This is a genomic window from Streptomyces sp. NPDC028910 (genome assembly GCF_055564955.1).
Genome location: NZ_JBVHVF010000030.1, coordinates 22,369 through 46,967, shown reverse-complemented (window position 1 = coordinate 46,967; position 24,599 = coordinate 22,369). Strand labels below are relative to the sequence as shown.

The 24,599-nt window shown below is 70.8% G+C and carries 22 protein-coding genes and 1 riboswitch; of the genes, 18 read left to right on the top strand and 4 right to left on the bottom strand.

Translation table 11 applies throughout. From position 1 onward, the window contains the following. Positions 1–192: 192 nt before the first annotated feature. Positions 193–1,572 carry an aminotransferase class V-fold PLP-dependent enzyme gene (locus tag ACZ4TV_RS28490; protein WP_468137907.1) on the bottom strand — a complete coding sequence of 460 codons (1,380 nt, stop codon included), beginning with the start codon at positions 1,570–1,572 and terminating at the stop codon, positions 193–195. A gap of 336 nt (positions 1,573–1,908) precedes the next feature. On the opposite strand from ACZ4TV_RS28490, the gene ctaC reads away from it, so the two are divergent. The 4 genes from ctaC (at position 1,909) to ACZ4TV_RS28470 (ending at position 6,382) form a co-directional block, all read left to right on the top strand. After that, the gene (gene ctaC, locus ACZ4TV_RS28485) at positions 1,909–2,883 is read left to right on the top strand and encodes an aa3-type cytochrome oxidase subunit II (protein ID WP_468137906.1); all 975 of its coding nucleotides are present in this window, start codon (positions 1,909–1,911) and stop codon (positions 2,881–2,883) included. Then, positions 2,880–4,616 carry an aa3-type cytochrome oxidase subunit I gene (ctaD, locus tag ACZ4TV_RS28480; RefSeq protein ID WP_468137905.1) on the top strand — a complete coding sequence of 579 codons (1,737 nt, stop codon included), beginning with the start codon at positions 2,880–2,882 and terminating at the stop codon, positions 4,614–4,616. The genes ctaC and ctaD overlap by 4 nt, the downstream gene beginning before the upstream one ends. Continuing rightward, entirely contained in the window at positions 4,613–5,011 is a 399-nt protein-coding gene (locus tag ACZ4TV_RS28475; protein WP_030156117.1) for a cytochrome c oxidase subunit 4, read from the top strand. Before ctaD ends, ACZ4TV_RS28475 begins: the two co-directional genes overlap by 4 nt. Before the next feature lie 123 nt (positions 5,012–5,134). After that, complete coding sequence (locus ACZ4TV_RS28470) at positions 5,135–6,382, top strand: L,D-transpeptidase (RefSeq protein WP_468137903.1); 1,248 nt, start codon at positions 5,135–5,137, stop codon at positions 6,380–6,382. A 94-nt stretch (positions 6,383–6,476) separates the two neighbouring features. On the opposite strand, the gene ACZ4TV_RS28465 is transcribed toward ACZ4TV_RS28470, so the two are convergent. After that, entirely contained in the window at positions 6,477–6,881 is a 405-nt protein-coding gene (locus tag ACZ4TV_RS28465) for a hypothetical protein (protein ID WP_468137902.1), read from the bottom strand. 200 nt (positions 6,882–7,081) lie between these two features. Between ACZ4TV_RS28465 and ctaE the strand changes: the two genes are divergently transcribed. The 7 genes from ctaE to ACZ4TV_RS28430 all read left to right on the top strand — a co-directional run bounded on the left by ctaE (position 7,082) and on the right by ACZ4TV_RS28430 (position 14,504). Further along, positions 7,082–7,702 carry an aa3-type cytochrome oxidase subunit III gene (gene ctaE / locus ACZ4TV_RS28460; protein ID WP_468137901.1) on the top strand — a complete coding sequence of 207 codons (621 nt, stop codon included), beginning with the start codon at positions 7,082–7,084 and terminating at the stop codon, positions 7,700–7,702. A gap of 76 nt (positions 7,703–7,778) precedes the next feature. Then, positions 7,779–8,588, top strand: a complete 810-nt coding sequence (qcrC, locus tag ACZ4TV_RS28455) for a cytochrome bc1 complex diheme cytochrome c subunit (protein ID WP_468137900.1) — start codon at positions 7,779–7,781, stop codon at positions 8,586–8,588. Further along, positions 8,585–9,643, top strand: coding sequence for a cytochrome bc1 complex Rieske iron-sulfur subunit (gene qcrA / locus ACZ4TV_RS28450; protein WP_468137899.1), 1,059 nt, complete (start codon positions 8,585–8,587; stop codon positions 9,641–9,643). Before qcrC ends, qcrA begins: the two co-directional genes overlap by 4 nt. Further along, positions 9,640–11,271 carry a cytochrome bc1 complex cytochrome b subunit gene (qcrB, locus tag ACZ4TV_RS28445; RefSeq protein WP_468137897.1) on the top strand — a complete coding sequence of 544 codons (1,632 nt, stop codon included), beginning with the start codon at positions 9,640–9,642 and terminating at the stop codon, positions 11,269–11,271. Before qcrA ends, qcrB begins: the two co-directional genes overlap by 4 nt. Positions 11,272–11,450: 179 nt before the next feature. After that, a complete protein-coding gene (trpD, locus tag ACZ4TV_RS28440; RefSeq protein WP_468137896.1) occupies positions 11,451–12,515 on the top strand; it encodes an anthranilate phosphoribosyltransferase in 1,065 nt (354 codons plus the stop codon). 88 nt (positions 12,516–12,603) lie between these two features. Continuing rightward, a riboswitch (SAM riboswitch) is annotated at positions 12,604–12,720 on the top strand. 221 nt (positions 12,721–12,941) lie between these two features. Beyond that, positions 12,942–14,333 carry an aminotransferase class V-fold PLP-dependent enzyme gene (locus ACZ4TV_RS28435; RefSeq protein ID WP_468137895.1) on the top strand — a complete coding sequence of 464 codons (1,392 nt, stop codon included), beginning with the start codon at positions 12,942–12,944 and terminating at the stop codon, positions 14,331–14,333. Positions 14,334–14,339: 6 nt separating this feature from the next. Then, the gene (locus ACZ4TV_RS28430) at positions 14,340–14,504 is read left to right on the top strand and encodes a hypothetical protein (protein ID WP_468137894.1); all 165 of its coding nucleotides are present in this window, start codon (positions 14,340–14,342) and stop codon (positions 14,502–14,504) included. Between the two features lie 548 nt (positions 14,505–15,052). Here ACZ4TV_RS28430 and ACZ4TV_RS28425 read toward each other — a convergent pair. Further along, positions 15,053–15,334, bottom strand: coding sequence for an Lrp/AsnC family transcriptional regulator (locus ACZ4TV_RS28425; protein WP_008738815.1), 282 nt, complete (start codon positions 15,332–15,334; stop codon positions 15,053–15,055). Next, on the bottom strand, positions 15,331–16,053 hold the full coding sequence (locus tag ACZ4TV_RS28420; protein WP_468137891.1) for a rhomboid family intramembrane serine protease: 723 nt from the start codon (positions 16,051–16,053) through the stop codon (positions 15,331–15,333). The genes ACZ4TV_RS28425 and ACZ4TV_RS28420 overlap by 4 nt, the downstream gene beginning before the upstream one ends. Positions 16,054–16,178: 125 nt before the next feature. On the opposite strand from ACZ4TV_RS28420, the gene ACZ4TV_RS28415 reads away from it, so the two are divergent. The 7 genes from ACZ4TV_RS28415 (at position 16,179) to ACZ4TV_RS28385 (ending at position 24,582) form a co-directional block, all read left to right on the top strand. Further along, positions 16,179–16,418 (top strand): hypothetical protein, encoded by a 240-nt coding sequence (locus ACZ4TV_RS28415; protein WP_008738811.1) that lies wholly within the window; start codon positions 16,179–16,181, stop codon positions 16,416–16,418. A 40-nt stretch (positions 16,419–16,458) separates the two neighbouring features. Beyond that, the gene (locus tag ACZ4TV_RS28410; RefSeq protein WP_468137953.1) at positions 16,459–17,823 is read left to right on the top strand and encodes an NYN domain-containing protein; all 1,365 of its coding nucleotides are present in this window, start codon (positions 16,459–16,461) and stop codon (positions 17,821–17,823) included. 252 nt (positions 17,824–18,075) lie between these two features. Beyond that, on the top strand, positions 18,076–19,104 hold the full coding sequence (locus tag ACZ4TV_RS28405; RefSeq protein ID WP_468137890.1) for a C40 family peptidase: 1,029 nt from the start codon (positions 18,076–18,078) through the stop codon (positions 19,102–19,104). Between the two features lie 235 nt (positions 19,105–19,339). After that, positions 19,340–20,395 carry a C40 family peptidase gene (locus tag ACZ4TV_RS28400; RefSeq protein WP_468137888.1) on the top strand — a complete coding sequence of 352 codons (1,056 nt, stop codon included), beginning with the start codon at positions 19,340–19,342 and terminating at the stop codon, positions 20,393–20,395. Positions 20,396–20,434: 39 nt separating this feature from the next. Continuing rightward, a complete protein-coding gene (locus tag ACZ4TV_RS28395) occupies positions 20,435–21,562 on the top strand; it encodes a hypothetical protein (RefSeq protein ID WP_468137886.1) in 1,128 nt (375 codons plus the stop codon). A gap of 23 nt (positions 21,563–21,585) precedes the next feature. Then, positions 21,586–22,728: a glycosyltransferase family 4 protein gene (locus ACZ4TV_RS28390; RefSeq protein ID WP_468137885.1), complete on the top strand. Its 1,143-nt coding sequence runs from the start codon at positions 21,586–21,588 to the stop codon at positions 22,726–22,728. A 237-nt stretch (positions 22,729–22,965) separates the two neighbouring features. Next, the gene (locus ACZ4TV_RS28385) at positions 22,966–24,582 is read left to right on the top strand and encodes a GMC oxidoreductase (RefSeq protein ID WP_468137884.1); all 1,617 of its coding nucleotides are present in this window, start codon (positions 22,966–22,968) and stop codon (positions 24,580–24,582) included. Positions 24,583–24,599 lie beyond the last annotated feature (17 nt).

The following is a 24,599-nucleotide window of genomic DNA, read 5'->3' as shown; positions in this document are numbered from 1 at the left end:
GGGTTTCCTGGGGCGCCGCCCTAGACCCCGCGCCTCAAACGCCGGCGAGGCTGGATGTGGACCCCGCGCCTCAAACGCCGGCGGGGCTGGGTTGTGCCCGGCGCCAGCCTGCAACGTTGCGGTGTTTGAGGGCTGGGGGCACCGCCCGGCGGTAGCTGGGAAGGGTCCGGGCGGAGCCCGGGGGTGGGCCCGTCAGACCAGGCGGCGGACCGTGTAGGCGGAGCCGACCTCGCGCGGGGCTTCGCCCACGTACTCGTGCCCCCGCATCGCGCACCACGCCGGGATGTCCAGCCGCGCCACCTCGTCGTCCGACAGGACGGTCACGGTGCCGCCCACCGACACCCGGCCGATGGCCCGGGCCAGTTCGATGACCGGCTGGGGGCACCGCAGCCCGAGCGCGTCCAGCTCCAGCGAGTCCGCCACCGGCGCCACCGCCGGGGCTTCCGAGACGCCGAGCCGTTCCCGTACGTCCGCCACCGCACCCGGCAGCACCTCCAGGAACGCGTTGACCTCCTCCGCCGTGGTCCCCGGCGGGAGGGACACCCGTACGTTTCCCTCCGACAGCACGCCCATCGCCCGCAGCACGTGACTGGGGGTCAGCGTGGAGCTCGTGCAGGACGAGCCCGAATTGACCGAGAAGCCCGCCCGGTCCAGTTCGTGCAGCAGGGCCTCCCCGTCGACGTACAGGCAGGAGAAGGTGACCAGGTGCGGCAGCCGCCGCTCCGGATCGCCGACCACCTCCACGTCGGGGACCAGCCGCACCACCCGCCGCCGGATCCGGTCCACCAGGATCCGCAGCCGGTCCGCCTCCGCGTCGGCCTCGGCCCGTACGGCCCGCAGGGACGCCGCCGCCGCCACGATCGCCGGGAGGTTCGCGAAACCGGGGGAGCGCCCCGACTCCCTCTCGTCCACCGGGCCTTGAGGCGAGAAGCGGACTCCCTTGCGGACCACCAGCAGGCCGACCCCGGGCGGGCCGCCCCACTTGTGCGCGCTGGCGGCCAGGACGGACCAGGCACCTTCGACCGGACCCCAGCCCAGCGACTGCGCCGCGTCCACCAGCAGCGGCACCCCGGCCGCCCGGCAGACCTCGGCCACTTCCGCCACCGGCTGGACGGTGCCCACCTCGTGATTGGCCGACTGGAGGCAGGCGAGGGCGGTCGTCGGGGCCAGCGCGTCCGCGTATCCGGCGGGGCTCACCGTGCCCGAGCGGTCCACCGGGACCTCGGTCACCGTCCCTCCGCGCGCCTCGTGCGCCGCCGCCGCATGGAAGACAGAACTGTGTTCGACCGCTGATACGACGAGATGCTCTCCGACGCGCCGGCGCCCCGCGAGGACCCCCGCGACCCCCGTGTGAACCGCGTGCGTCCCCGAAGGAGTGAACACGAGCTCGTCGGCGCGGCATCCCACCGCCTCCGCGGCGGCTTCCCGCGCCGCGTCCAGTAGCAGCCGGGCGCGCCTGCCCTCCCGGTACAGGCGGGCCGGATCGGCCCAGCCCTCGTCGAGGGAGGCCTGCAACGCCTGCCGGGCCACGGGGTGCAGGGGGGCGGCGGACGCGCTGTCGAAGTACGGCATCCGGTCACGGTAAAGCAGGTGCCGTGCGAAGCGCGTCCTTGAGGGGTGGTGGCCGGGCGACGGGTGGGACACGGCCCCCGCGTTCGAGGTCAGGGGGCGTCAGATGGGGGCCGGAACCCGCCATTCAGGGCCATTCGCACTGTCCCCCGTACGGCGGATCCATCCCTTCGGGGGCAGTAGCGGCGCGTTGGGCACCCTCCCCGCGCGACCCCAAATAGCGTCCAGTAGGGTTTGGTCCGCATAAACATCCAAACCCCTGCCTGCGTCAGGGCCGGCGACCGACCCGAACACGGCCGCGGCCGGCCGCGCGGGCCGAGACTCTCGGGAAGGCGCTACGTGAGTCCCTACGGCTCCGACCGCTCGCCGCGGCGCCCGATGCGGCGGAAGCTGCTGCAGGCGCTGACTGCGGGCGTGGTCCTGGCGACCGCCACTGGTTGCTCGTATACATGGAAAGACTTCCCCCGCCTCGGAATGCCGTCTCCGGTAACCGAGGAGGCGCCGCGCATCCTCTCCCTGTGGCAGGGATCCTGGGCGGCCGCGCTCATCACGGGCATCCTGGTGTGGGGCCTGATCATGTGGAGCGTCATCTTCCACCGGCGCAGCCGGACGAAGGTGGAGGTCCCCCCGCAGACCCGGTACAACATGCCCATCGAGGCGCTCTACACCGTGGTCCCGCTCATCATCGTCTCGGTGCTCTTCTACTTCACCGCGCGTGACGAGTCGAAGCTGCTCTCCCTCTCCGCCAAGCCGGCGCACACGATCAACGTGATCGGCTTCCAGTGGAGCTGGGGCTTCAACTACATCGAGAACGTCGACGGCGACGCGGCGACCCCGAAGGCGGGCGAGGTTCCGAAGGAGCTCGCCTCCATCCCGGACCGCTTCACCAAGGACTTCCCCGCGGGCGCCGAGGGCGTCTACCAGAAGGGTGTCCCCGGCGACCGGAACCCGGACACCAACGACCCCGGGCCGACCCTCTACCTCCCCAAGGGTGAGAAGGTCCGCTTCATCCTGTCGTCGAACGACGTCATCCACTCCTTCTGGGTGGTCCCCTTCCTGTTCAAGCAGGACGTCATCCCGGGCCACACCAACGTCTTCGAGGTCACCCCGACCGAGACGGGCACCTACAGGGGCAAGTGCGCCGAGCTCTGCGGCGTCGACCACTCCCGGATGCTGTTCAACGTCAAGGTGGTCTCGCCCGAGGAGTACCGGGCGCACCTGAAGGAGCTGGCGGAGAAGGGGCAGACCGGCTACCTCCCGGCCGGCATCAAGCAGACCGACCCGGCCCGGAATGCGGAGACGAACACACTGTGAGCATCCTCAACGAATCCCACGGTGCCGCCGCGGCCGACTCGTACGAGAACGAGCTGCCGGTGCGGCGCAAGCAGCCGGGCAACGTGGTCGTGAAGTGGCTCACCACCACCGACCACAAGACCATCGGCACGATGTATCTGGTCACGTCGTTCGTGTTCTTCATCATCGGCGGCCTCCTGGCGCTCTTCATGCGCGCCGAGCTGGCCCGTCCGGGCACGCAGATCATGTCGAACGAGCAGTTCAACCAGGCGTTCACGATGCACGGCACGATCATGCTGCTGATGTTCGCGACGCCGCTGTTCGCCGGATTCGCGAACTGGATCATGCCGCTGCAGATCGGCGCGCCCGACGTGGCGTTCCCGCGGCTAAACATGTTCGCGTACTGGCTGTACCTCTTCGGCTCGACCATCGCGGTGGCCGGCTTCGTCACCCCGCAGGGTGCCGCCGACTTCGGCTGGTTCGCCTACTCCCCGCTGTCCGACGCGGTCCGCTCGCCGGGCATCGGCGCCGACATGTGGATCATGGGCCTGGCCTTCTCCGGCTTCGGTACGATCCTCGGCTCGGTCAACTTCATCACCACGATCATCTGCATGCGCGCGCCCGGCATGACGATGTTCCGCATGCCGATCTTCACCTGGAACGTGCTGCTGACCGGTGTTCTGGTCCTGCTCGCCTTCCCGGTGCTGGCCGCCGCGCTCTTCGCGCTGGAGGCCGACCGCAAGTTCGGTTCGCACATCTTCGATGCCGCGAACGGCGGAGCGTTGCTCTGGCAGCACCTCTTCTGGTTCTTCGGACACCCAGAGGTCTACATCATCGCGCTGCCGTTCTTCGGCATCGTCTCCGAGGTCATCCCGGTCTTCTCCCGCAAGCCGATGTTCGGTTACATCGGCCTGATCGCGGCGACGATCGCGATCGCCGGCCTGTCGGTGACCGTGTGGGCCCACCACATGTACGTCACCGGTGGTGTGTTGCTGCCGTTCTTCTCCTTCATGACCTTCCTGATCGCGGTACCGACCGGTGTGAAGTTCTTCAACTGGATCGGCACCATGTGGAAGGGCTCGCTGTCCTTCGAGACTCCGATGCTGTGGACGATCGGCTTCCTGGTCACCTTCACCTTCGGTGGTCTGACCGGCGTCATCCTGGCCTCGCCCCCGATGGACTTCCACGTCTCCGACTCGTACTTCGTCGTCGCGCACTTCCACTACGTCGTCTTCGGCACCGTGGTCTTCGCGATGTTCGCGGGCTTCCACTTCTGGTGGCCGAAGTTCACGGGCAAGATGCTGGACGAGCGTCTCGGCAAGATCACCTTCTGGACGCTGTTCATCGGCTTCCACGGCACCTTCCTGGTGCAGCACTGGCTGGGCGCCGAGGGCATGCCGCGTCGTTACGCGGACTACCTCGCCGCCGACGGCTTCACCGCGCTGAACACGGTCTCGACGATCAGCTCGTTCCTGCTCGGCCTGTCGATCCTGCCGTTCATGTACAACGTCTGGAAGACGGCCAAGTACGGCGAGAAGATCGAGGTCGACGACCCGTGGGGCTACGGCCGTTCGCTGGAGTGGGCGACTTCCTGCCCGCCGCCGCGGCACAACTTCCTCACGCTGCCGCGGATCCGCTCCGAGTCCCCGGCCTTCGACCTGCACCACCCCGAGATCGCGGCCCTCGACCACCTCGAGGACCACATCGCCGGCGGCACCACGGCGCTCACCGGTGACAAGGAGGCCGGCAAGTGAAGATCCAGGGCAAGATGTTCCTCTGGCTCTCCTTCTTCATCCTGATCATGGCCGTCGTGTACGGCGTGTGGTCGAAGGAGCCCGTCGGTACCACCGCGCTCTTCCTGGCCTTCGGCCTGAGCGTCATGATCGGCTACTACCTGGCCTTCACGGCCAAGCGAGTCGACGAGATGGCCCAGGACAACCTGGAGGCCGACGTCGCCGACGAGGCGGGCGAGCTGGGGTTCTTCTCCCCGCACAGCTGGCAGCCGCTCTCCCTGGGCATCGGTGGCGCGCTCGCGTTCATGGGCGTCATCTTCGGCTGGTGGCTCATGTACTTCTCGGCCCCGATCATCCTGATCGGCCTGTGGGGCTGGGTGTACGAGTACTACCGCGGTGAGAACCAGAACCAGTAGCGGCACCCGCGCGGCCCTGCCGCGCTGCACTTGGGCCCGGGCACCTCTTTCGGAGGAGCCCGGGCCCCTCGTTTGCAGTCGCCCCGCGCGCCGTAATTGTCATATCTTCATAGCGTTGGATCCATGAAGCACTCACCGCGTCTTTGGACGGTACTCAGCTGCTCCCTGCTGGTCGCGTCCCTCGGGGCCGGCGCCACCGCATGCGGGTCCGGCGACAACCCGCTGTCCGCCCGCCCGTACGACGCGGGCGATCAGGTCGCCTTCAACCAGACCGCCGGCAGCCGTCCCGTGGACCCCAGCCGGCCCCTCGAGGTCACCGTCAAGAGCGGCGACAGCCGGATCACCGACGTGATGGCCGTGGACACCCACGGCCGCCGCCTGGCGGGCGAGCTGAGCGCCAAGGGCGACCGCTGGCACAGCACCGTCCCGCTGGCCGCGGGCGTCCGCTACACGGTCACCGTGAGCACCGAGGACGAGCGCGGCGCCCCGGGGCAGCGCACACTGACCTTCGACACCACCCCGGCCAAGAAGGGGGTCCTGGAGGTCAAATTCGGCCCGGAGGAGGGCAAGTACGGCGTGGGGCAGCCCCTCACCGCCGAACTCAACGAGCCCGTCAAGGACAAGGCCGCCCGCGCGATCGTGGAACGGGGCCTGATCGTCGACGCCGCGCCCGGCGTCGAGGGCGCCTGGCACTGGGTGGACGACAAGAGGCTGCACTTCCGCCCGAAGGAGTACTGGCCCGCCCACTCCTCCGTCTCCGTACGGAGCAACCTGGAGGGCATCAAGATCACCGACGAGCTCCACGGAGGGGCCGCGAAGCCGCTGAAGCTGGAGATCGGCGACCGCGTGGAGGTCACCACCGACGCCTCCTCGCACTGGTTGACGTTCCGGCGCAACGGAGAAGTGATCAATTCCATCCCGGTGACCACCGGGAAGCCCGGCTTCTCCACCCGCAACGGGGTCAAGGTGGTGCTCGGCAAGCAGTACTACGTCCAGATGCGCGGCGACACCGTCGGCATCGGCGGCAGCGAGTACTACAACCTGCCCGTCTACTACGCCACTCGCGTCACCTGGAGTGGTGAATACGTCCACGCCGCGCCGTGGTCGATCGGTTCGCACGGATATGCGAACGTCAGCCACGGCTGCACCGGCATGAGCACCGGCAACGCCGCCTGGTTCTACGAGAACATCACCGAGGGCGACATCGTCAAGGTGATCAACAGCATCGGCGACGACATGGACGTCTTCGGCAACGGCTTCGGCGACTGGAACATGGACTGGAAGGACTGGCGCCAGGGCAGCGCCCTCCTCAAGGGCACCCAGGAAGGCCGCAGCCCGATCGACCAGGCCCGCCTGCGACCCACTGTCTAGTCCTTCGCCTCCAGGGCGCCCGTTGCCGGCTCGGCTCACTCGCCCGTGCGGCCTTCGGCCGGGCCAAGGCCGAGGCTTCGCGCGGGCGGTGGGGTCAGGCGGCCGAGGAGGACAGGCGGGAGCGCAGGAGGCCCGCCAGGGCGTCCGGGAACTCCACCGGGTCCACCGGAAGGGTCACCGCGGCGTCCGCGCGGCTCCACGTGGCCAGCCAGGCATCCTGGGGGCGCCCCATCAGCAGCAGCACCGGCGGACACCGGAAGATCTCGTCCTTGATCTGCCGGCACACCCCCATGCCCCCGGCCGGAACCGCCTCGCCGTCCAGCACGCACACGTCGATGCCGCCCGCCTCCAGCTCCGACAGGACGGCCGGCAGCGTCGCGCACTCCACGAACTCCACCGGCGGCAGGTCCGCGGCCGGCCTGCGTCCCGCCGCCAGCCGCACCTGCTCCCGGGTACCGGCGTCGTCGCTGTAGACCAGAACCCGCGCAGTCGCCCGCATTTCGTTCCTCCACGTGTCCCGTGAATCACGTTGATGTTGCGCGGGATGCTACTCCTCCCCGTGCCCTGTCAACATCGGTTCGCACATGTCACATGCGGCATCGCACAGCGGTCATCTGATGGGCCGTTCGGGCCTTGCACACGCCCCTGACACTCCGAACGGCACCCCCCGGGGTGAGGGCGGGATAAGCGACCGACATAATGTCGGTCGTGGCGACAGCAACGACAGTAGATACCGGGCACGCGCACCCGACGGTCAACCGGCCGAACCTCGTCAGCGTCGGAACCATCATCTGGTTGAGTTCCGAGCTGATGTTCTTCGCGGCCCTCTTCGCGATGTACTTCACCCTGCGATCCGTGACAGGACCCGAGTTCTGGGCAGAGAAGGCTTCGACCTTGAATCTGCCCTTCTCGGCGACGAACACCACGATCCTGGTGCTCTCCTCGCTCACCTGCCAGCTCGGCGTATTCGCCGCCGAGCGCGGTGACGTGAAGAAGCTCCGGACGTGGTTCATCATCACGTTCGTCATGGGTGCGATCTTCATTGGCGGCCAGGTGTTCGAGTACACCGAGCTGGTCAAGCACGAGGGTCTGAGCCTCTCGTCCGACCCGTACGGCTCGGTGTTCTACCTGACCACCGGCTTCCACGGTCTGCACGTGACGGGCGGTCTCATCGCCTTCCTGCTGGTCCTCGGCCGGACGTACGCGGCCAAGAGGTTCACCCACGAACAGGCCACGTCGGCCATCGTCGTGTCCTACTACTGGCACTTCGTCGATGTCGTCTGGATCGGCCTCTTCGCCACGATCTACCTGATCAAGTAGCGAACACGTCACCGGGCCCGACCCGGCACTCCATCCAGACACACCGACGCAGAAGATCCTGACACCGGGGTAATCCGTGAAAAAGCTCTCCGCACGACGACGCCATCCGCTGGCGGCGGTCGTCGTTCTACTCCTCGCGCTGGCGGCCACTGGGGGGCTTTACGCCGCCTTTGCCCCCGCGGGCAAGGCGCAGGCCGATGTAACCGCCCAGTCCCTCGCCATCGAGGAGGGCAAGAAGCTCTACGCCGTGGGTTGCGCAAGCTGCCACGGAACCGGCGGTCAGGGTTCCTCTGACGGCCCGAGCCTGGTCGGCGTCGGCTCCGCGGCCGTCGACTTCCAGGTGAGCACGGGCCGCATGCCCGCCCAGCAGCCCGGCGCCCAGGTGCCGAAGAAGCCCGTCATCTACACCCAGGCGCAGATCGACCAGCTGGCCGCGTACATCGCGTCCCTCGGTGCCGGTCCGATCACGCCGACCGAGAAGCAGTACGACCCGGCAGGTGCCGACATCGCCAAGGGTGGTGAGCTGTTCCGCAACAACTGCGCGCAGTGCCACAACTTCACCGGTGAGGGCGGCGCGCTGACGAACGGCAAGTACGCCCCCAACCTTGAGGACGTCTCGCCGAAGCACATCTACGAGGCCATGCAGACCGGCCCGCAGAACATGCCCTCCTTCCCCGACAGCACCATGCCGGAGAAGCAGAAGAAGGACATCATCGCGTACCTCCAGAACGTGAACGGCGAGAAGTCGTCCAGCCCCGGCGGTCTGAAGCTCGGTGGCCTCGGCCCCGTCGCCGAGGGTCTGTTCGGCTGGATCTTCGCCCTGGGTGCGCTGATCGCTGTCGCCGTCTGGGTCGCGGCCCACACCGCTAAGGCCAAGAAGTCATGAGTAGCCAAGAGATTCCCGAAGACAAGCACCTGCCGAGCGAGCAGGGCGACGTCCACCACGGTGGCGTAGCGGTCGCGGACGACCCGTTCGCCGACCCGGGCCTGCCGGTCCACAAGCCGCGCATCCAGGACATCGACGAGCGTGCGGCGAAGCGCTCCGAGCGCACCGTCGCGATGCTGTTCACGCTGTCGATGCTGGCCACGGTGGCCTTCATCGCCTCCTACGTGGCCATCCCGGTCGAAAAGATCGTCTACATCTTCCCCCTCGGGAAGATCAGCGCGCTCAACTTCGCCCTGGGCATGACGCTGGGCACGGCCCTCTTCTGCATCGGCGCGGGCGCGGTCCACTGGGCCCGCACCCTGATGTCCGACGTCGAGGTCGCCGCCGAGCGGCACGAGATCGCCGCTCCGCCGGAGGTCAAGGCGCAGGTCCTGCAGGACTTCCGCGACGGTGCCGCGGAGTCGGGCATCGCCCGCCGCCCGCTGATCCGCAACACGCTGCTGGGCGCGCTGGCCATGCTGCCGCTCTCCGCCGTCGTGATCATGCGCGACCTGGGCCCGCTGCCCGAGGACAAGCTGCGCAAGACCCTGTGGGCCAAGGGCAAGCTGCTCATCAACCAGAACACGATGGAGCCGCTGCGTCCCGAGGACGTCCTCGTCGGTTCGCTGACCTTCGCCATGCCGGAAGGCCTGGACGAGCACCAGCACGACTTCCAGGTCCAGATCGCCAAGGCCGCCCTGATGATCGTCCGTATCCAGCCGGAGGACATCAAGGACAAGCAGGAGCTGGAGTGGTCCCACGACGGGATCGTGGCCTACTCCAAGATCTGCACCCACGTCGGCTGCCCGATCAGCCTGTACGAGCAGCAGACGCATCACGTGCTCTGCCCGTGCCACCAGTCCACCTTCGACCTCTCCGACGGCGCCCGTGTCATCTTCGGCCCGGCCGGTCACGCGCTTCCGCAGCTGCGGATCGGCGTGAATGACGAAGGCTTCCTCGAAGCGCTCGGCGACTTCGAAGAGCCCGTCGGTCCTGCATTCTGGGAGCGCGGATGAGCACTGCGACCACTGACACCACGGCGCGCAAAGCGCCGGCCGGCGAGCGCGTAGCCGACTGGGCGGACGGCCGCCTGGGCATCTACGCCCTGGCCAAGGCCAACATGCGCAAGATCTTCCCGGACCACTGGTCCTTCATGCTGGGTGAGATCGCGCTCTACAGCTTCATCATCATCATCCTCACGGGTGTGTACCTGACGCTGTTCTTCCACCCGAGCATGAACGAGGTCGTGTACCACGGCTCGTACGTGCCGATGCAGGGCGTCCTGATGTCCGAGGCCTTCGCCTCGACCCTGGACATCAGCTTCGACGTCCGCGGTGGCCTGCTGATCCGTCAGATCCACCACTGGGCGGCGCTGATCTTCGTCGCGGCCATGATGGTGCACATGATGCGCGTCTTCTTCACCGGCGCGTTCCGCAAGCCGCGTGAGGTCAACTGGATCTTCGGCTTCCTGCTGCTGGTCCTCGGCATGTTCACCGGCTTCACCGGTTACTCGCTGCCGGACGACCTGCTCTCGGGTACCGGTGTCCGCTTCATGCAGGGCGCCATCCTGTCCGTCCCGGTCGTCGGCACGTACCTGTCGATGTTCCTGTTCGGCGGGGAATTCCCGGGCGGCGACTTCGTCGCGCGGTTCTACTCGGTGCACATCCTGCTGCTGCCCGGCATCATGATGGGCCTGCTGGTGGCCCACCTGATCCTGGTCTTCTACCACAAGCACACCCAGTTCGCGGGCCCCGGCAAGACGAACAAGAACGTCGTCGGCATGCCGCTGCTGCCGGTCTACATGGCCAAGGCCGGAGGCTTCTTCTTCCTGGTCTTCGGTGTCATCGCGGCCATCTCGGCGATCGCCTCGATCAACCCGATCTGGGCGCTCGGCCCGTACCGCCCGGACCACGTGTCCACCGGTGCGCAGCCCGACTGGTACATGGGTATGCCGGAAGGCCTGATCCGGGCCATGCCCGGCTGGGAGATCAACCTGTGGGGCCACACGCTCGTCCTGGGCGTGTTCATCCCGCTGCTGATCTTCCCGCTGGTACTGGGTGCGATCGCCGTATGGCCCTTCATCGAGTCCTGGGTCACCGGGGACAAGCGCGAGCACCACATCCTGGACCGCCCGCGCAACGTCCCGACCCGTACGGCCTTCGGTGTCGCCTGGATCGCGGAGTACATCGTGCTCCTGATCGGCGGTGGAAACGACATGTTCGCGCAGTACTTCCACCTGTCGCTGAACGGGCTCACCTGGTTCGTCCGGATCGGCTTCTTCGTCGTCCCGGTCCTCGCCTTCATCGCCACCAAGCGGATCTGCCTCGGCCTCCAGCGCCGGGACCGGGACAAGGTGCTGCACGGTCGCGAGACCGGCATCATCAAGCGCCTGCCGCACGGTGAGTTCGTCGAGGTCCACGAGCCGCTCCCGCAGGGCCAGCTGCACACGCTCACCTCGCACGAGCAGTACCGGCCGATCGAGATCGGCCCGACGGTCGACGAGAACGGTGTCGAGCGCAAGGTGAAGGCCACGGAGAAGCTGCGCGCGAAGCTCAGCAAGGGCTTCTACGCGGAGAACCACCAGATTCCGAAGCCCACGGTGGAGGAGTACAAGGAGATCCAGTCGGGCCACGGCCACCACTGATCCCCCGCACGACCGCATGAGGGACTGATTTCGGTCAGTCCTGGTGTCGCCACGGCGAGAGCCCCGTCCAGGGTCTGGACGGGGCTCTTTGCCGTCGCCGGGGCTGGATAGGCTGAAGGCCTTCCCATACGGCGTGGGCGGCGAGCGTGGCAGCGGGCCCACTAGCACAGGAGCGGACCATGAACGTTGTGACCCCGGCAGGCGGCGACAGCGTGGCGGCCCGTGGCTGGCCGGGCGTTCTCGACGCTCTGCTGACCGGCCGGGACCTGCGCGCCGACGACACCGCCTGGGCCATGGACCGGATCATGCGGGGGGAGGCCACCGACGCCCAGATCGCCGGCTTCACCGTCGCGCTGCGGGCCAAGGGGGAGACGGTCGCGGAGATCAACGGCCTCGTACGGGCCATGTACGAGCACGCCAACCTGATCGAGGTGCCGGGCCGGACGGTGGACATCGTCGGCACGGGCGGCGACGGGGCCAAGACGGTGAACATCTCGACGATGTCGGCGGTCGTGGTGGCCGGTACCGGAGCCAAGGTGGTCAAGCACGGGAACCGGGCCGCGTCCTCCGCGAGCGGGTCCTCGGACGTCCTGGAGAAGCTCGGCGTCAACCTCGACCTCAGCACGGCGCGGGTGGTGGAGGTCGCCGAGGAGGCCGGCATCACCTTCTGCTTCGCGGTGAAGTTCCACCCGGCGCTGCGGCACGTGGCGGCGGCCCGCAAGGAGTTGGGGATCCGCACCACCTTCAACATCCTCGGCCCGCTGACCAACCCGGCTCGGGTACGGGCCCAGGCCACCGGTGTGGCCGACCCCCGGATGGCCCCGATCGTGGCGGGCGTGCTCGCCGAGCGGGGTTCCTCGGCCCTGGTCTTCCGCGGTGACGACGGCCTGGACGAGCTGACCACGACGGCGACCTCGCGCGTCTGGTGGGTCCGCGACGGCAAGGTCTCGGAGCAGCGCTTCGACCCGCGCGACGTCGGCATCGACCTGGTCGAGGTCTCCGCCCTGGCCGGCGGGGACCCCTCGTACAACGCGGACGTCGCCCGCCGCCTGCTGGCCGGCGAGACCGGCCCGGTCCGCGACGCCGTCCTGCTGAACTCGGCGGCGGCCCTCGTTGCCCTGGACCCGGGCGCGGGCACGCTGGAGGAGCAGCTCGCGGCCGGTATCGCCCGTGCGGCGGAGTCGATCGACTCGGGCGCGGCGCGGGCCGCGCTGGCACGGTGGGTGGCGGCCAGCAACGCCTGATTCCGGTGATCCTTTTGAGCCAAGACCCCGGTCCGCATAGCGGACCGGGGTCTTGCGGTCGTGGGATCTTGTGGCAGGATGCTGACCAGGTCACGAGTGACAGCGTTTAGGCCCCGGCTTGCTGTCCGGCAACCCTCCTTCCGTGGCGGGGTGCCCCGGGTGATGACCAGGTCGTAGGCAGCAAGGCCTACGGCAAGCGCGGATCCCTCGACACCAGGGGTCCTGGTCTCTCGAGGAGCGTTTTCCGTGAGCAAGCGAATGCGATAGGGCGACTCCGCCCCCACTTCACCCCTCGGACCAGGGTCATTTCCGTATGCCCCCGTTCAGTCCGGTCCGAGGACCCTCCGTACCCCGGACGGCCGCAGAGCCGTACCCGCGTACGGGCACACCGAAGCCATTCAGCCCTGCCTGCCGGGAGATACCGCCATGTCCGCATCCCTGAACGCCGCCGTCGCCACCGCCCCCGCCGTCGCCACCGCCGACCCCGCCTGTGCCGCGCCGCTCCCGGTCCTCGGCCGGGACGTCACCGTCCCGCTCGTCACCGGCGGCGAGGTCACCTACGCGGCCCTCGACTACGCGGCCAGCGCCCCCGCCCTGCAGCGGGTCTGGGACGACGTGGCCGCGTACGCCCCGTACTACGGCAGCGTGCACCGCGGCGCCGGGTACCTCTCGCAGCTCTCCACCGACCTTTTCGAGCAGAGCCGGGTCACGGTCGCCGAGTTCCTGGACTGCCGCCCCTCCGACCAGGTGATCTTCACCCGGTCCACGACCGACTCCCTGAACCTGCTCGCGGCCGTACTTCCCGCCGACTGCCAGGTGTTCGTCTTCGAGACCGAGCACCACGCCTCGCTGCTGCCGTGGGCGGACGCGCGGCTCACCTGCCTCAACGCCCCGCGCACCCCGGACGAGGCCGTCGCCACCCTGGAGCGGGCACTGGCCGACCGCGAGCCGTACGGCCCGGCGCTCGTGTGCGTGACCGGCGCCTCCAACGTCACCGGTGAGCTGTGGCCGGTGAAGGAACTCGCCGCCGCCGCGCACGCCCACGGCGCGCGGATCGTGCTGGACGCCGCCCAACTGGCCCCGCACCACCCGGTCTCCGTGCAGGACCTGGACGTCGACTGGGTCGCCTTCTCCGGGCACAAGCTCTACGCGCCCTTCGGCTCGGGCGTGCTCGCCGGCCGCGCGGACTGGCTGCAGGAGGCGGAGCCGTACCTGGCCGGCGGCGGCGCCTCCCGCACGGTCGCCCGGCGCGAGGACGGCGGCGTGGACGTCGAGTGGCACACCACGGCCGCCCGCCACGAGGCCGGCTCCCCGAACGTCATCGGCGTCTACTCCATCGCCTCGGCCTGCAAGGCCCTGACGGAGGCGGGCTTCGAGAACCTGGTCGCCCGGGAGCGCCACCTCATCGCCACGGTGCGCGGCGGCCTGGCCGAAGTCCCGGCGGTCCGCGTCCTCTCCCTCTTCGGGGACGACGCGCCGCGCGTCGGGGTCATCTCCTTCGTGGTGGACGGCTGGAACAGCTCCCACTTCGCGGCGGCCCTGTCCGCCGAGTACGGGATCGGCGTGCGCGACGGCCTTTTCTGCGCCCACCCGCTGGTCCGCACCCTGCTGGGCAGCGAGCCGCAGGCCCAGGGCGAATGCGGAGCCCCGGAGGCCGCCCCGGGCGAGCGCTCGCTCAACGCGATCCGCGTCAGCTTCGGCGCCGGCACCCCCGACGAGCACGTGGAGCGCTTCGTGCGCGCCGTGAAGGAACTCGTCGCGGACGGCGCCAAGTGGCAGTACCGCACGGAGGAGGGCCGTTGCGTTCCCGCCGTCTGACATTCTGTGGATCGTGACGTACTGGGACCCGATGCCGACGGTCCGCGCCGCGGCGGGGAAGACTACATCGCGTACATCGGCGACGGCCTGGCGGACTACCTGCGCGGCTACCTCTTCCGGCTGACCGAGGGCCGCCCGCCCGGGCCGGGGGAGAGCCTGCCGGGCCTCTGAGCCGGGCCCTTGCGGGGAGCTTGGCGGTGCTGGGTGTGGGGCCGGGCTCCCTGCGGGGGCTTGGCGGTGCGGGGTGTGGGGCGGGGCCCCGCACGAGGGTCTCCTCGGCTCGCGCGGGCTCCCTGCGGGGCTTGGCGGTGCGGGGTGTGGGGCGGGGCCCCGCACGAGGGTCTCCTCGGCTCGCGCACTTGGCAGTGGCTGCGCCCTGCGGCCCGGGTTGCGCGCTCGTCCTGCGGGGACCCTCCTGCGTGTCCCCGCCCCACGGCCGACTTCGACGGTGCGGGAGAAGCCCCTTCGCGGGTCCCGGGCGGAGGGGAGTGGGGACGTGGCGGGGTGTCCCCGCAGGACGAGCGCGCAACCGCCCTCGGCGGCCGGGACATGCCCGCAGGCGCGAGCCGAGGAGACACCCCGGCGCGGCCCCACGGACCGACCTGCGCCGACAAGCCCGCACACCTCAGCCTCGCCGGCGTTTGAGGCGCGGGGTCTGGGGCGGAGCCCCAGGGGCTCCGCCGAAGCCCCGAGCGAGCTGAAACCGCCGAAGCCCAGCGCTACGCGTCCAGGCCGATCGCGAAGGCCGCTTCCAAGTCGTGCTGGGAGTACGTACGGAACGCCACGTGCGTGTCCGTCGCCTCAACGCCCGGGATCTTGCTGATGCGGCCCGGGATGATGTCCGCCAGGTTCTCGTGGCGGGCCACGCGGACCAGCGCGATCAGGTCGTACGTCCCCGTGACGGAGTAGACCTCGCTGACGCTGTCCAGCGCGGCGATGGACTCGGCGATCTCGGGGATGCGGTCCACGCTGGTCTTGATGAGCACGATCGCGGTGATCACGGCTGGCTGTCTCCCTCGGTGGCCGTCGCTGGTCGCCTCACTCTAGTCGTACGCCGATACCGGGCCCACGCGTAGAGGAAGCCGAGCGAGAAGCCCACCAGGTGGGCCAGGTAGGCGACCCCGGGCCCGCTGCCCGCCCGGTGCGCCGCCACCCCTTGGAGGCTGAACCAGAACAGCAGCACGAGCCACGCCGGGAACCGCAGCGGCAGGAAGAACAGGAAGGGGAACAGGCTCGTCACGCGCGCCCGCGGGAGCAGGTAGAGAAAGGCGCCCAGGACGGCCGAGATGGCCCCGGACGCCCCCACCAGGGTCTGCGAGGACTGCGCGTTGACCGCCGCGTACGCCGCGAGCGCCACGTACCCCGTACAGATGTAGAAGACGAGGAACGCGGGGCGGCCCATACGCTCCTCCGCCATCGCGCCGAAGACGTGGAGGAAGAGCATGTTCCCGAGCAGGTGCAGCCAGCTGCCGTGGACGAACAGCGCGGTCAGCGGGGTCAGCCAGGCGCGGGGCGTGCCCGTGAAGAGCTCGTCCGGGACCACGCCCCAGCGCCGGAAGTACGCGGTCCCGGCGGACAGGAGCTCGTCGCCCGTCCCGTAGACCGGATTGAGTCCCGAGGCCGGGCCGAGCACGAACACCACGGCACAACCCGCGATCAGCGCATGGGTGAGCACCGGTCCCCGCGCCGCCTCGCGTACGGCCCGCCACCTTACGATCATGTGACAGAGCATGACGCAACGGGCCCCACCGGAAGCGGTGGCAGGCCGTAGGGTTACGAGCTGCCGACGCAGACGGCTCGGCGGACGGCTTTAATTGAATCAGCTACGAAGGAGAGAGCGGCCTGATGACGGTTCCCCTGCCGACCGACACCACCCGGTGGCGCTGCACCCTGTGCGGCAACCTCACGCGCTTCGACGTCACCCGTTCGTCGAAGGTAGTGGAGTACGTCCACCTGGACCTCGCCGGGGAGCCCAAGGTCGAGGAGCGCGAGGTGGTCAATGAGACCATCGAGTCGGTCCGCTGCCGCTGGTGCAACGCGGTGGACCAGATCGAGCTCGTGGACAGGCCGGGCGCGGACTCCTGACGGAGCCGGGCCCACAGGTAGATCACGGTAGGGGTGACGGATTGTGGAGCCAGCAAGCGGCGCTGAGCCGGCCGACGCGGCCGGCGACGCCGCCGAGGCGCTCGACCGCCCACTGCCGGAAGGCGTGCGGCGCCGGGTCGTCGCGCTCGTCTCGGACGCTTTCGGCGCACTGACGGTCGCGGACCTCCCGGCGCAGCTGCGCCAGTACGCCCGGTTCACCCCGACCCGGCGCGCCAAGTTCGCGGGCAACGCCATGGCCTCGGCGGTCGAGACCGACGCCGTGTTCCGGAGCAGGGTCGCCGAGAAGCTGCGCGAGGCGCAGGCGGACCTGGCCGGCGCGCTGGAGTCCGGCGCGCCGCCGGCCGCCGCGGATCCGCTGGACGTGGCGGCCGCCGCGTTCGTCCTGCGGCCGGCCGGCTGGGTCAAGCTGGTGGCCGCCGCGGGCGAGGAGGCGCAGCGCGCCGACGCCGAGCGGGTCGGCGAGGAGACCCGGCGCGAGCTGGAGCGCCTGCGCGAGGAGCTGGCCCACGTACGGGAACTGCAGCGCACGGGCGGTGAGCAGGTACGGGCCGAGCTGGAAGTGGTCCGCAAGGAAGCGGAATCGCTTCAGCGCAAGCTCCGCAGCGCCCTCAGCGACGTCAAGCGCGGCGAGGCGGCCCTGCGCAAGGTGAACGCCGAGATCGACGGGATCCGCGGCGACGCGGCCACCCGGGTGGCCGCCGCCGAGAGCGAGACCCGGCGGCTCAAGTCCCGCCTCGCGGAGGTGGAGACGGCGCTGGAGACCTCGCGCCGGGCCACCCGCGAGGGGCGCAGCATCGAGGACATGCGGCTGCGGCTGCTGCTGGACACCGTGCTGGACGCCGCCCAGGGGCTGCGCCGCGAGCTGGCCCTGCCGCCCGTCTCGACGCGGCCCGCCGACACCGTGGACGCGGTGGAGCCGGGCCGGATGACCCCGAAGGACATCGCGGCGCGCGCCCTGTCGGAGACCGATCCGGCGCTGCTGGACCAGCTGTTGGCGCTGCCCCAGGCCCATCTGGTGGTCGACGGCTACAACGTGACCAAGACCGGCTATCCGACGATGCCGCTGGAGAAGCAGCGGCTGCGGCTGCTGGGCGGGCTGTCGATGCTGGCCGCGCAGACGGGCGCGGAGATGACCTGTGTCTTCGACGGGGCGGAACTGGCGGCCCCGGTGCTGCTCGCGCCGCCGCGCGGGGTGCGGGTGCTGTTCTCCAAGGCCGGGGTGACGGCGGACGAGCTGATCCGCCAGCTGGTGCGTGCGGAGCCGCCCGGCCGGCCGGTGGTCGTGGTCTCCACGGACCGGGAGGTCGCCGACGGGGTGGCCAAGGCCGGGGCCCGGCCCGTGGCGTCCGCTTTGTTGCTGAAGCGGCTTTCGCGCGTTTCGTAACTCCTGGGCGTCATGCCGGAATTGGCACCCCGCCGAGGGAACGTACCGTCAAGTGCTCGGCACACAGCGTGCGCTGTAGGTAAAGAACCTGGTCGGAGACCGACTTTTTTCCCGGCAGGATTTGAACTGATCACAGATGGGTCACTAGGGTCTGCTCAAACCTTCGTGCGGTAGATCACCCATTCGGGGTGGCGGCGGAGGTGCTGCCGAATTGCGTTCCTCGGCGGCCAGAGGAAGAAGGAGCTCGCCTTCGTGGCGTCCCACCGTCGACCCAAGCAGCCGAACCGCGCTCGTGTGACCGTGCTCACCGCCACCGCGGCCGCGGCCGTCGCGCTCTCCTCCCAGGCCGCCTCCGCCGCTCCGGCGAAGCCGAGCAAGGACGAGGTCAAGACCCAGGTCGACGCGCTCTACGAAGAGGCGGAACAGGCCACCGAGAAGTTCAACGGGGCCAAGGAACGCCAGGAGAAGCTCGAAAAGGAGATCGGGCAGCTCCAGGACCAGGTCGCACGAGGCCAGGGCGACCTCAACGACCTGCGCAACACGCTCGGTTCGATGGCGAGCGCCCAGTACCGCAACGGCGGCATCGACCCCTCCCTCGCCCTCCTCCTCTCCGAGGACCCCGACAGCTACCTCGACAAGGCCTCCTCCCTGGAGCACCTGAGCGGCAAGCAGGTCGAGGCGGTCCAGCGGATCCAGGCCAAGCAGCGCACCCTCGCGCAGCAGCGCCAGGAGGCCGCCGGCAAGCTCGCCGACCTCGACGCCACCCGCAAGGAGCTCGGCGAGAAGAAGAAGGTCTCGCAGGACAAGCTCGCCGAGGCCCAGGCCCTGCTCAACACCCTGACCGCGCAGGAGCGCGCCGCGCTCAAGGACGAGGAGTCGCGCGCCAGCCGCGCCGACGGCCAGCGCGTCGACCTCGGCAACGTCAGCGCCTCGGGCCGCGCCGGCGCCGCCCTCAACGCCGCCAAGACCAAGGTCGGCAGCGCGTACATATCCGGCGCCGAGGGCCCCAGCGCCTTCGACTGCTCGGGCCTGACCCAGTGGGCGTACAAGCAGGCCGGCGTCAGCATCAGCCGCACCACCTACACCCAGGCGAACGACGGCACCCGCATCAGCCGGAGCCAGCTCCAGCCCGGTGACCTCGTCTTCTTCTACGGGGACCTGCACCACGTCGGCCTGTACGCGGGCAACAACATGACCCTGCACGCCTCCAACCCGCGCGGCGGCGTCAAGTACGAGTCGATGGACAACATGCCGTTCCAGTTCGGCGTCCGCGTCTCGTAGCTCCCGCAGCAGGACGCGCCGTACACCGCCCATCCGGGCGAATTCCGAGGCCGCGCTCTGACCACACGCCCCGCCGGTGACCTGCGTCTCCTGCGGGGCGTCACTGTGCGTGCCCCGCGACGGTCGTTGGCCGGTGCCCGATCGCGCGGCTACTGTCTGCCAGCGCGGAACCCGGCACACGGCCGTCCACGGGGGGCGGACCCGGGCCCCGCCCAGCGGAAGGGAGCGGTTTCACGTGGCGTCCCATCGCCGGCCCGGGCTCGGCAGCCTCGACCGGAACACGAAGGTCACCGTCCTCACCGCCGCCGCGGCCTCGGCCGCGGTCGCCATGACGGGCGCACCCGCGAGCGCGGCCCCCGGCCTCCCGTACGAGCCCGGCGGCAGCGCGAGATCAGGTGCCAGCGCCCAGGTCGACCGGCTCTTCGAGGAGGCCGAGCAGGCCACCGAGCGCTTCAACGAGGCGGGCGAGAAGGCCGACAGGCTCCGCGTCGAGGTCGACCGGGCCCAGGACGCGGTGGCCCGGGCCCAGGAGCGCATCAACACCATGCGGGGCGTCCTCGGCACCTTCGCCGGGGCCCAGTACCGCAGCGGCGGCATCGACCCCGCCGTCGGGCTGATGCTGGCCGAGGACCCCGACGCGTACCTGGAGCAGGCCGCCGCCCTGGACCGGCTCACCGGCCGCCAGGCCCGCCAGCTCGACGAACTCCGCGAGGAGCAGCGCCGACTCGGCCAGGAGCGCCAGGAGGCATCCCGCAAGCTCGCCGAACTCGACGCCCTGCGCTCCGACGTGGCCCGGCACAAGCGCTCCGTCACCGCGAAGCTCGCGGCCGCCCGGCGGCTGCTCAACGCCATGCCGTCCGAGGAGCGGGCCGACTTCGAGCGCTCCTCGCGCTCCGGCGGCCGCCCCGACGCGCTGCCCGACCTGTCCTCCCTCGGCCCGACCTCGGGGCGCGCCGCGACCGCCGTGATGGCGGCCCGGGCCGCGGTCGGCCGGCCCTACGTGTGGGGCTCCACCGGCCCCTCCGGCTTCGACTGCTCGGGCCTGATGGTCTGGTCGTACCGGCAGGCGGGCGTCGCCCTGCCGCGCACCTCGCAGGCCCAGCGGTACGCCGGCCGGCAGGTGCCGCTGTCCCAGGCGCGACCGGGCGACCTGGTGACGTACCGCTCGGACGCCAGCCACGTCGGCATGTACGTCGGCAACGGCCAGGTGGTGCACGCCCCGTACCCGGGGGCACGGGTGCGCTACGACCCCGTCGGGATGATGCCTGTCTCGTCGGTCACCCGCCCCTGACCCGGGTCCGGGCCGGCGGTCCCTGCGTACGATCGGCGGATGTTCCCCGCTCGCCGCGTCGTACGTGTCCTGCCGCTCCTGCTGTGCGTGCTGCTCGCCGGCTGCGGCGGCCGGCCGGCCGACACCGCCGAACGGGACATCCGCCGGGCCGTGGCCGACTGGTCGCGGGCGGCGCCCGAGCGGCTCTCCGGGATCCCCCTGGACAGCTGGGCGTACGAGGTCGCCTCGGTACGGCGGGACGGCGTACGGGCGCTCGTACGGGCCGAGCTGCGCTACCGGCTGGCCGGCTACGACACGGCCCCCGGCGGCTCGGGGCGCGAGCTCGCACTCGAACGGGCCGCGGACGGCCGGACCGGCGGGACCTGGCGGGTGCGCGCCGACCGGCCCGCACCGGGCGCGCTGCCCCAGCTGTGGGACCAGGGCCCGGTGGCGGTGGTCCGCGGTACGCACTCCCTGGTCCTGGGCGGCTCCGGGCAGTCCCCCGAGGCGCTGGCCGGGATCGCCGCGGAGGCCGACCGGGCGGTGCCGGCGGCGAGCGCGGCCTGGCCCGGGCCGTGGGCGGGGCGGGTGGTGGTGCTGGTCCCCGGATCCCTGGAGCGGATGGCGCAGCTGCTGGGCCGGCCGGCCGACGCGTACCGGGGCATGGGGGCCGTCACCACCGGCCGGGTGGGCGCCGGGCCGTCGCCCGCGGACCGGGTGGTGATCAACCCGGAGGGGTACGCCGAGCTGGGCGAGGCGGGCCGGCGCGTCATCCTCACCCATGAGGTCACCCACGTGGCCACCCGGGCGGCGACCTCCGCCACGACCCCGCTGTGGCTCTCCGAGGGCTTCGCGGACTGGGCGGCGTACCGCGGGGCCTCCACGACCCCGGTGCAGGGCGCCCCGGCGCTGGTCCGGGCCGTACGGCGGGGCGAGGTGCCCGGCGAGCTGCCCCGGGCGGAGGACTTCGCCTTCGGCGGCGACCCGGAGGCGCTGGCCCGGGCCTACGAGGGCGCGTGGCTGGTCTGCCGGCTGATCGCGGAGAAGTGGGGCGAGCGGGCCCTGGTGGACCTGTACGAACGGGCGGGCCGGGAGCCGCTGCGGACCGCGCTGGAGGAGGCGCTGCACGTGGACCCGGCCGGGCTGACGAAGGAGTGGCGGGAGGCACTGCGCGACGAGCTGCGCTGAGGGCGTCCGGTACGTTGGCAGCGATGCACAAGACGCTGATCGTGACCAACGACTTCCCGCCGCGACCGGGCGGCATCCAGGCCTTCCTGCACAACATGGCGCTACGGCTGGATCCCGACCGGATCGTGGTCTACGCCTCCACGTGGAAGCACGGCGCGGAGGGCCGCGAGGCCACCGCGGCCTTCGACGCGGAGCAGCCGTTCCAGGTGGTCCGGGACCGTACGACGATGCTGCTGCCGACGCCGCGGGTGACGCGGCGGGCGGTGGGTCTGCTGCGCGAACACGGGTGTGAGTCCGTGTGGTTCGGGGCGGCGGCCCCCCTCGGACTGATGGGCCCGGCGCTGCGGCGGGCGGGTGCGCGGCGGATCGTGGCCACCACCCACGGGCACGAGGCGGGCTGGGCCCAGCTGCCGGCCGCGCGGCAGCTGCTGCGGCGGATCGGCGAGGGCACGGACACGCTGACCTACCTGGGGGAGTACACGCGCTCGCGGATCGCCTCGGCGGTGACGGAGCGGGCGTCGGCCCGGATGGTCCAGCTCCCGCCGGGGGTGGACGAGAAGACCTTCCACCCGGAGTCGGGCGGGGCGGAGGTCCGGGCGCGGCTCGGACTGACCGACCGGCCGGTGGTCGTCTGCGTCTCCCGGCTGGTGCCGCGGAAGGGGCAGGACACGCTCATCGAGGCGATGCCGCGGATCCTGGCGGCGGCGCCGGACGCGGTGCTGCTGATCGTGGGCGGCGGGCCGTACGAGGCGGACCTGCGGGCGCTGGCCGTCTCGACGGGCGTCGCGGACTCCGTCGTCTTCACCGGAGCCGTCCCGTGGGCGGAACTCCCCGCCCACTACGGGGCCGGGGACGTCTTCGCGATGCCGTGCCGGACCCGGCGCGGGGGGCTGGACGTGGAGGGGCTCGGGATCGTCTACCTGGAGGCTTCGGCCACGGGTCTGCCGGTGATCGCGGGCGACTCGGGCGGGGCGCCGGACGCGGTGCTGGACGGCGAGACGGGCTGGGTCGTCCGGGGCGGGGCCCCCGACGACACGGCGGACCGCGTCGTCGCCCTCCTCCAGGACCCGGCCCTGCGGGCGCGCATGGGCGAACGCGGGCGCGCGTGGGTCGAGGAGAAGTGGCGCTGGGACCTCCTGGCGGACCGCCTGCGCGAACTGCTCTAGCCGCCGCTCCCGGGGACTCCGCCCCCGAACCCCCGCGCCTCAAACGCCGGCGGCTGGATTTCCCGCCCCGCCGTCTGCGCACATTCAGCCCCTCCGGCGTTTGAGGAGCGGGGTCTGGGGCGGCGCCCCAGCGGCGGAGCCGACGTCGCGGGACCGCGCAGCCACGGCTGACTGTCTCTCGGATACCTGTCAAGACGGCGTCTGGCCGGACGGCTGGGTTCCGCCCATCATGCGGCCATGACACCAAAACTGACGCGCCGTCACTTCCTGGGGCTGGCCGCTCTCCAGACCGCCGCCGCCCTCGGCTTCACAAGGATCGGCCCCGCCTCCGCCTCCGCGGCCGAGCCGGGCGCAGCCCACTACGCTCGCGCCGTCGTCGTCGGCTCCGGCTACGGGGCCGCCGTCGCCGCCCTGCGGCTCGGGCGGGCGGGGGTGCGTACCGTCGTCCTGGAGATGGGCCGGCTCTGGGACACCCCCGGCCCCGACGGCAAGGTCTTCCCCTCCACCTCCGCGCCCGACCACCGCTCCATGTGGTTCCGCACCCGCACCGAGGCCCCGCTCGCCCAGTTCCTCTGGCTCGACGTGGTCAACCGCGACATCAGCCCGTACCCCGGTGTCCTCGACCGCGTGCACCACGGCGACATGTCCGTGTACGTCGGGCGGGGCGTCGGGGGAGGATCGCTCGTCAACGGGGGCATGGCCCCGACGCCCCGGCGCTCGTACTTCTCCGAGGTGCTGCCCCAGGTCGACGCCGACGAGATGTACGGCACCTACTACCCCCGCGCCCGCGCCCTGCTCGGGGTCAACGACATCGACCCGGCCTGGTTCGAGTCCACGGAGTGGTACCGCTTCGCCCGGATCTCCCGCAAGCACGCCCACCACACCGGCCTGAAGACCGTCTTCGTCCCCAACGTCTACGACTTCGCGTACATGAAGCGCGAGGCGGCCGGCACCGCCACCAGGTCGGCGCTGGCCGGCGAGGTCATCTACGGCAACAACCAGGGGAAGAAGAGCCTCGACAAGACCTACCTCGCCGCCGCCCTCGGCACCGGCAACGTCACCATCGAGACCATGCAGCGCGTGGTCGGCGTACGGTCCGATCCGGCCGGCGGCTACGTTCTGACGGTGCGGACCAGCGACCTCACCGGGCGGGTCACCCAGGTCCGCGAACTCGGCTGCGAGAAGCTCTTCCTCGGGGCCGGGAGCCTGGGGACCACCGAGATCCTGCTACGGGCGCGCGAGACCGGGGCGCTGCCCGCGCTCAGTGACGAGGTCGGGCTCGGCTGGGGCCCCAACGGCAACGTCATGACCGCCCGCGCCAACCACCTCTGGGACACGGTCGGCGCCCACCAGTCCACCATGCCGGCCCTGGGCATCGACGACTGGGACAACGCCTCGAACCCGGTCTTCGCGGAGATCGCCCCGCTGCCCATGGGCCTCGAACACTGGATCTCGATGTACCTGGCCATCACCAGGAATCCGGAGCGCGGGCACTTCACCTACGACGCCGCCACCGACTCGGCCCGCCTCAACTGGCGGCGGGACCAGAACACGCCGTCGGTCAACGCGGCGAAGAACCTCTTCGACCGCATCAACCGGAAGAACGTCACGATGTACCGGTACGACCTCTTCGGCGACAACAAGGCCTTCGCCGACGACTTCACCTACCACCCGCTCGGCGGCTGCGTCCTCGGGGACGCCACCGACGCGTACGGGCGGGCGAAGGGGTACCAGGGGCTGTACGTGGTGGACGGCTCCCTGATCCCCGGGTCGCTCGGCGTGAACCCGTTCGTGACCATCACCGCTCTCGCCGAGCGGAACATGGACCGGATCCTCGCCGAGGACCTGAGCTAGGCGGCGGCCCGGGGCCT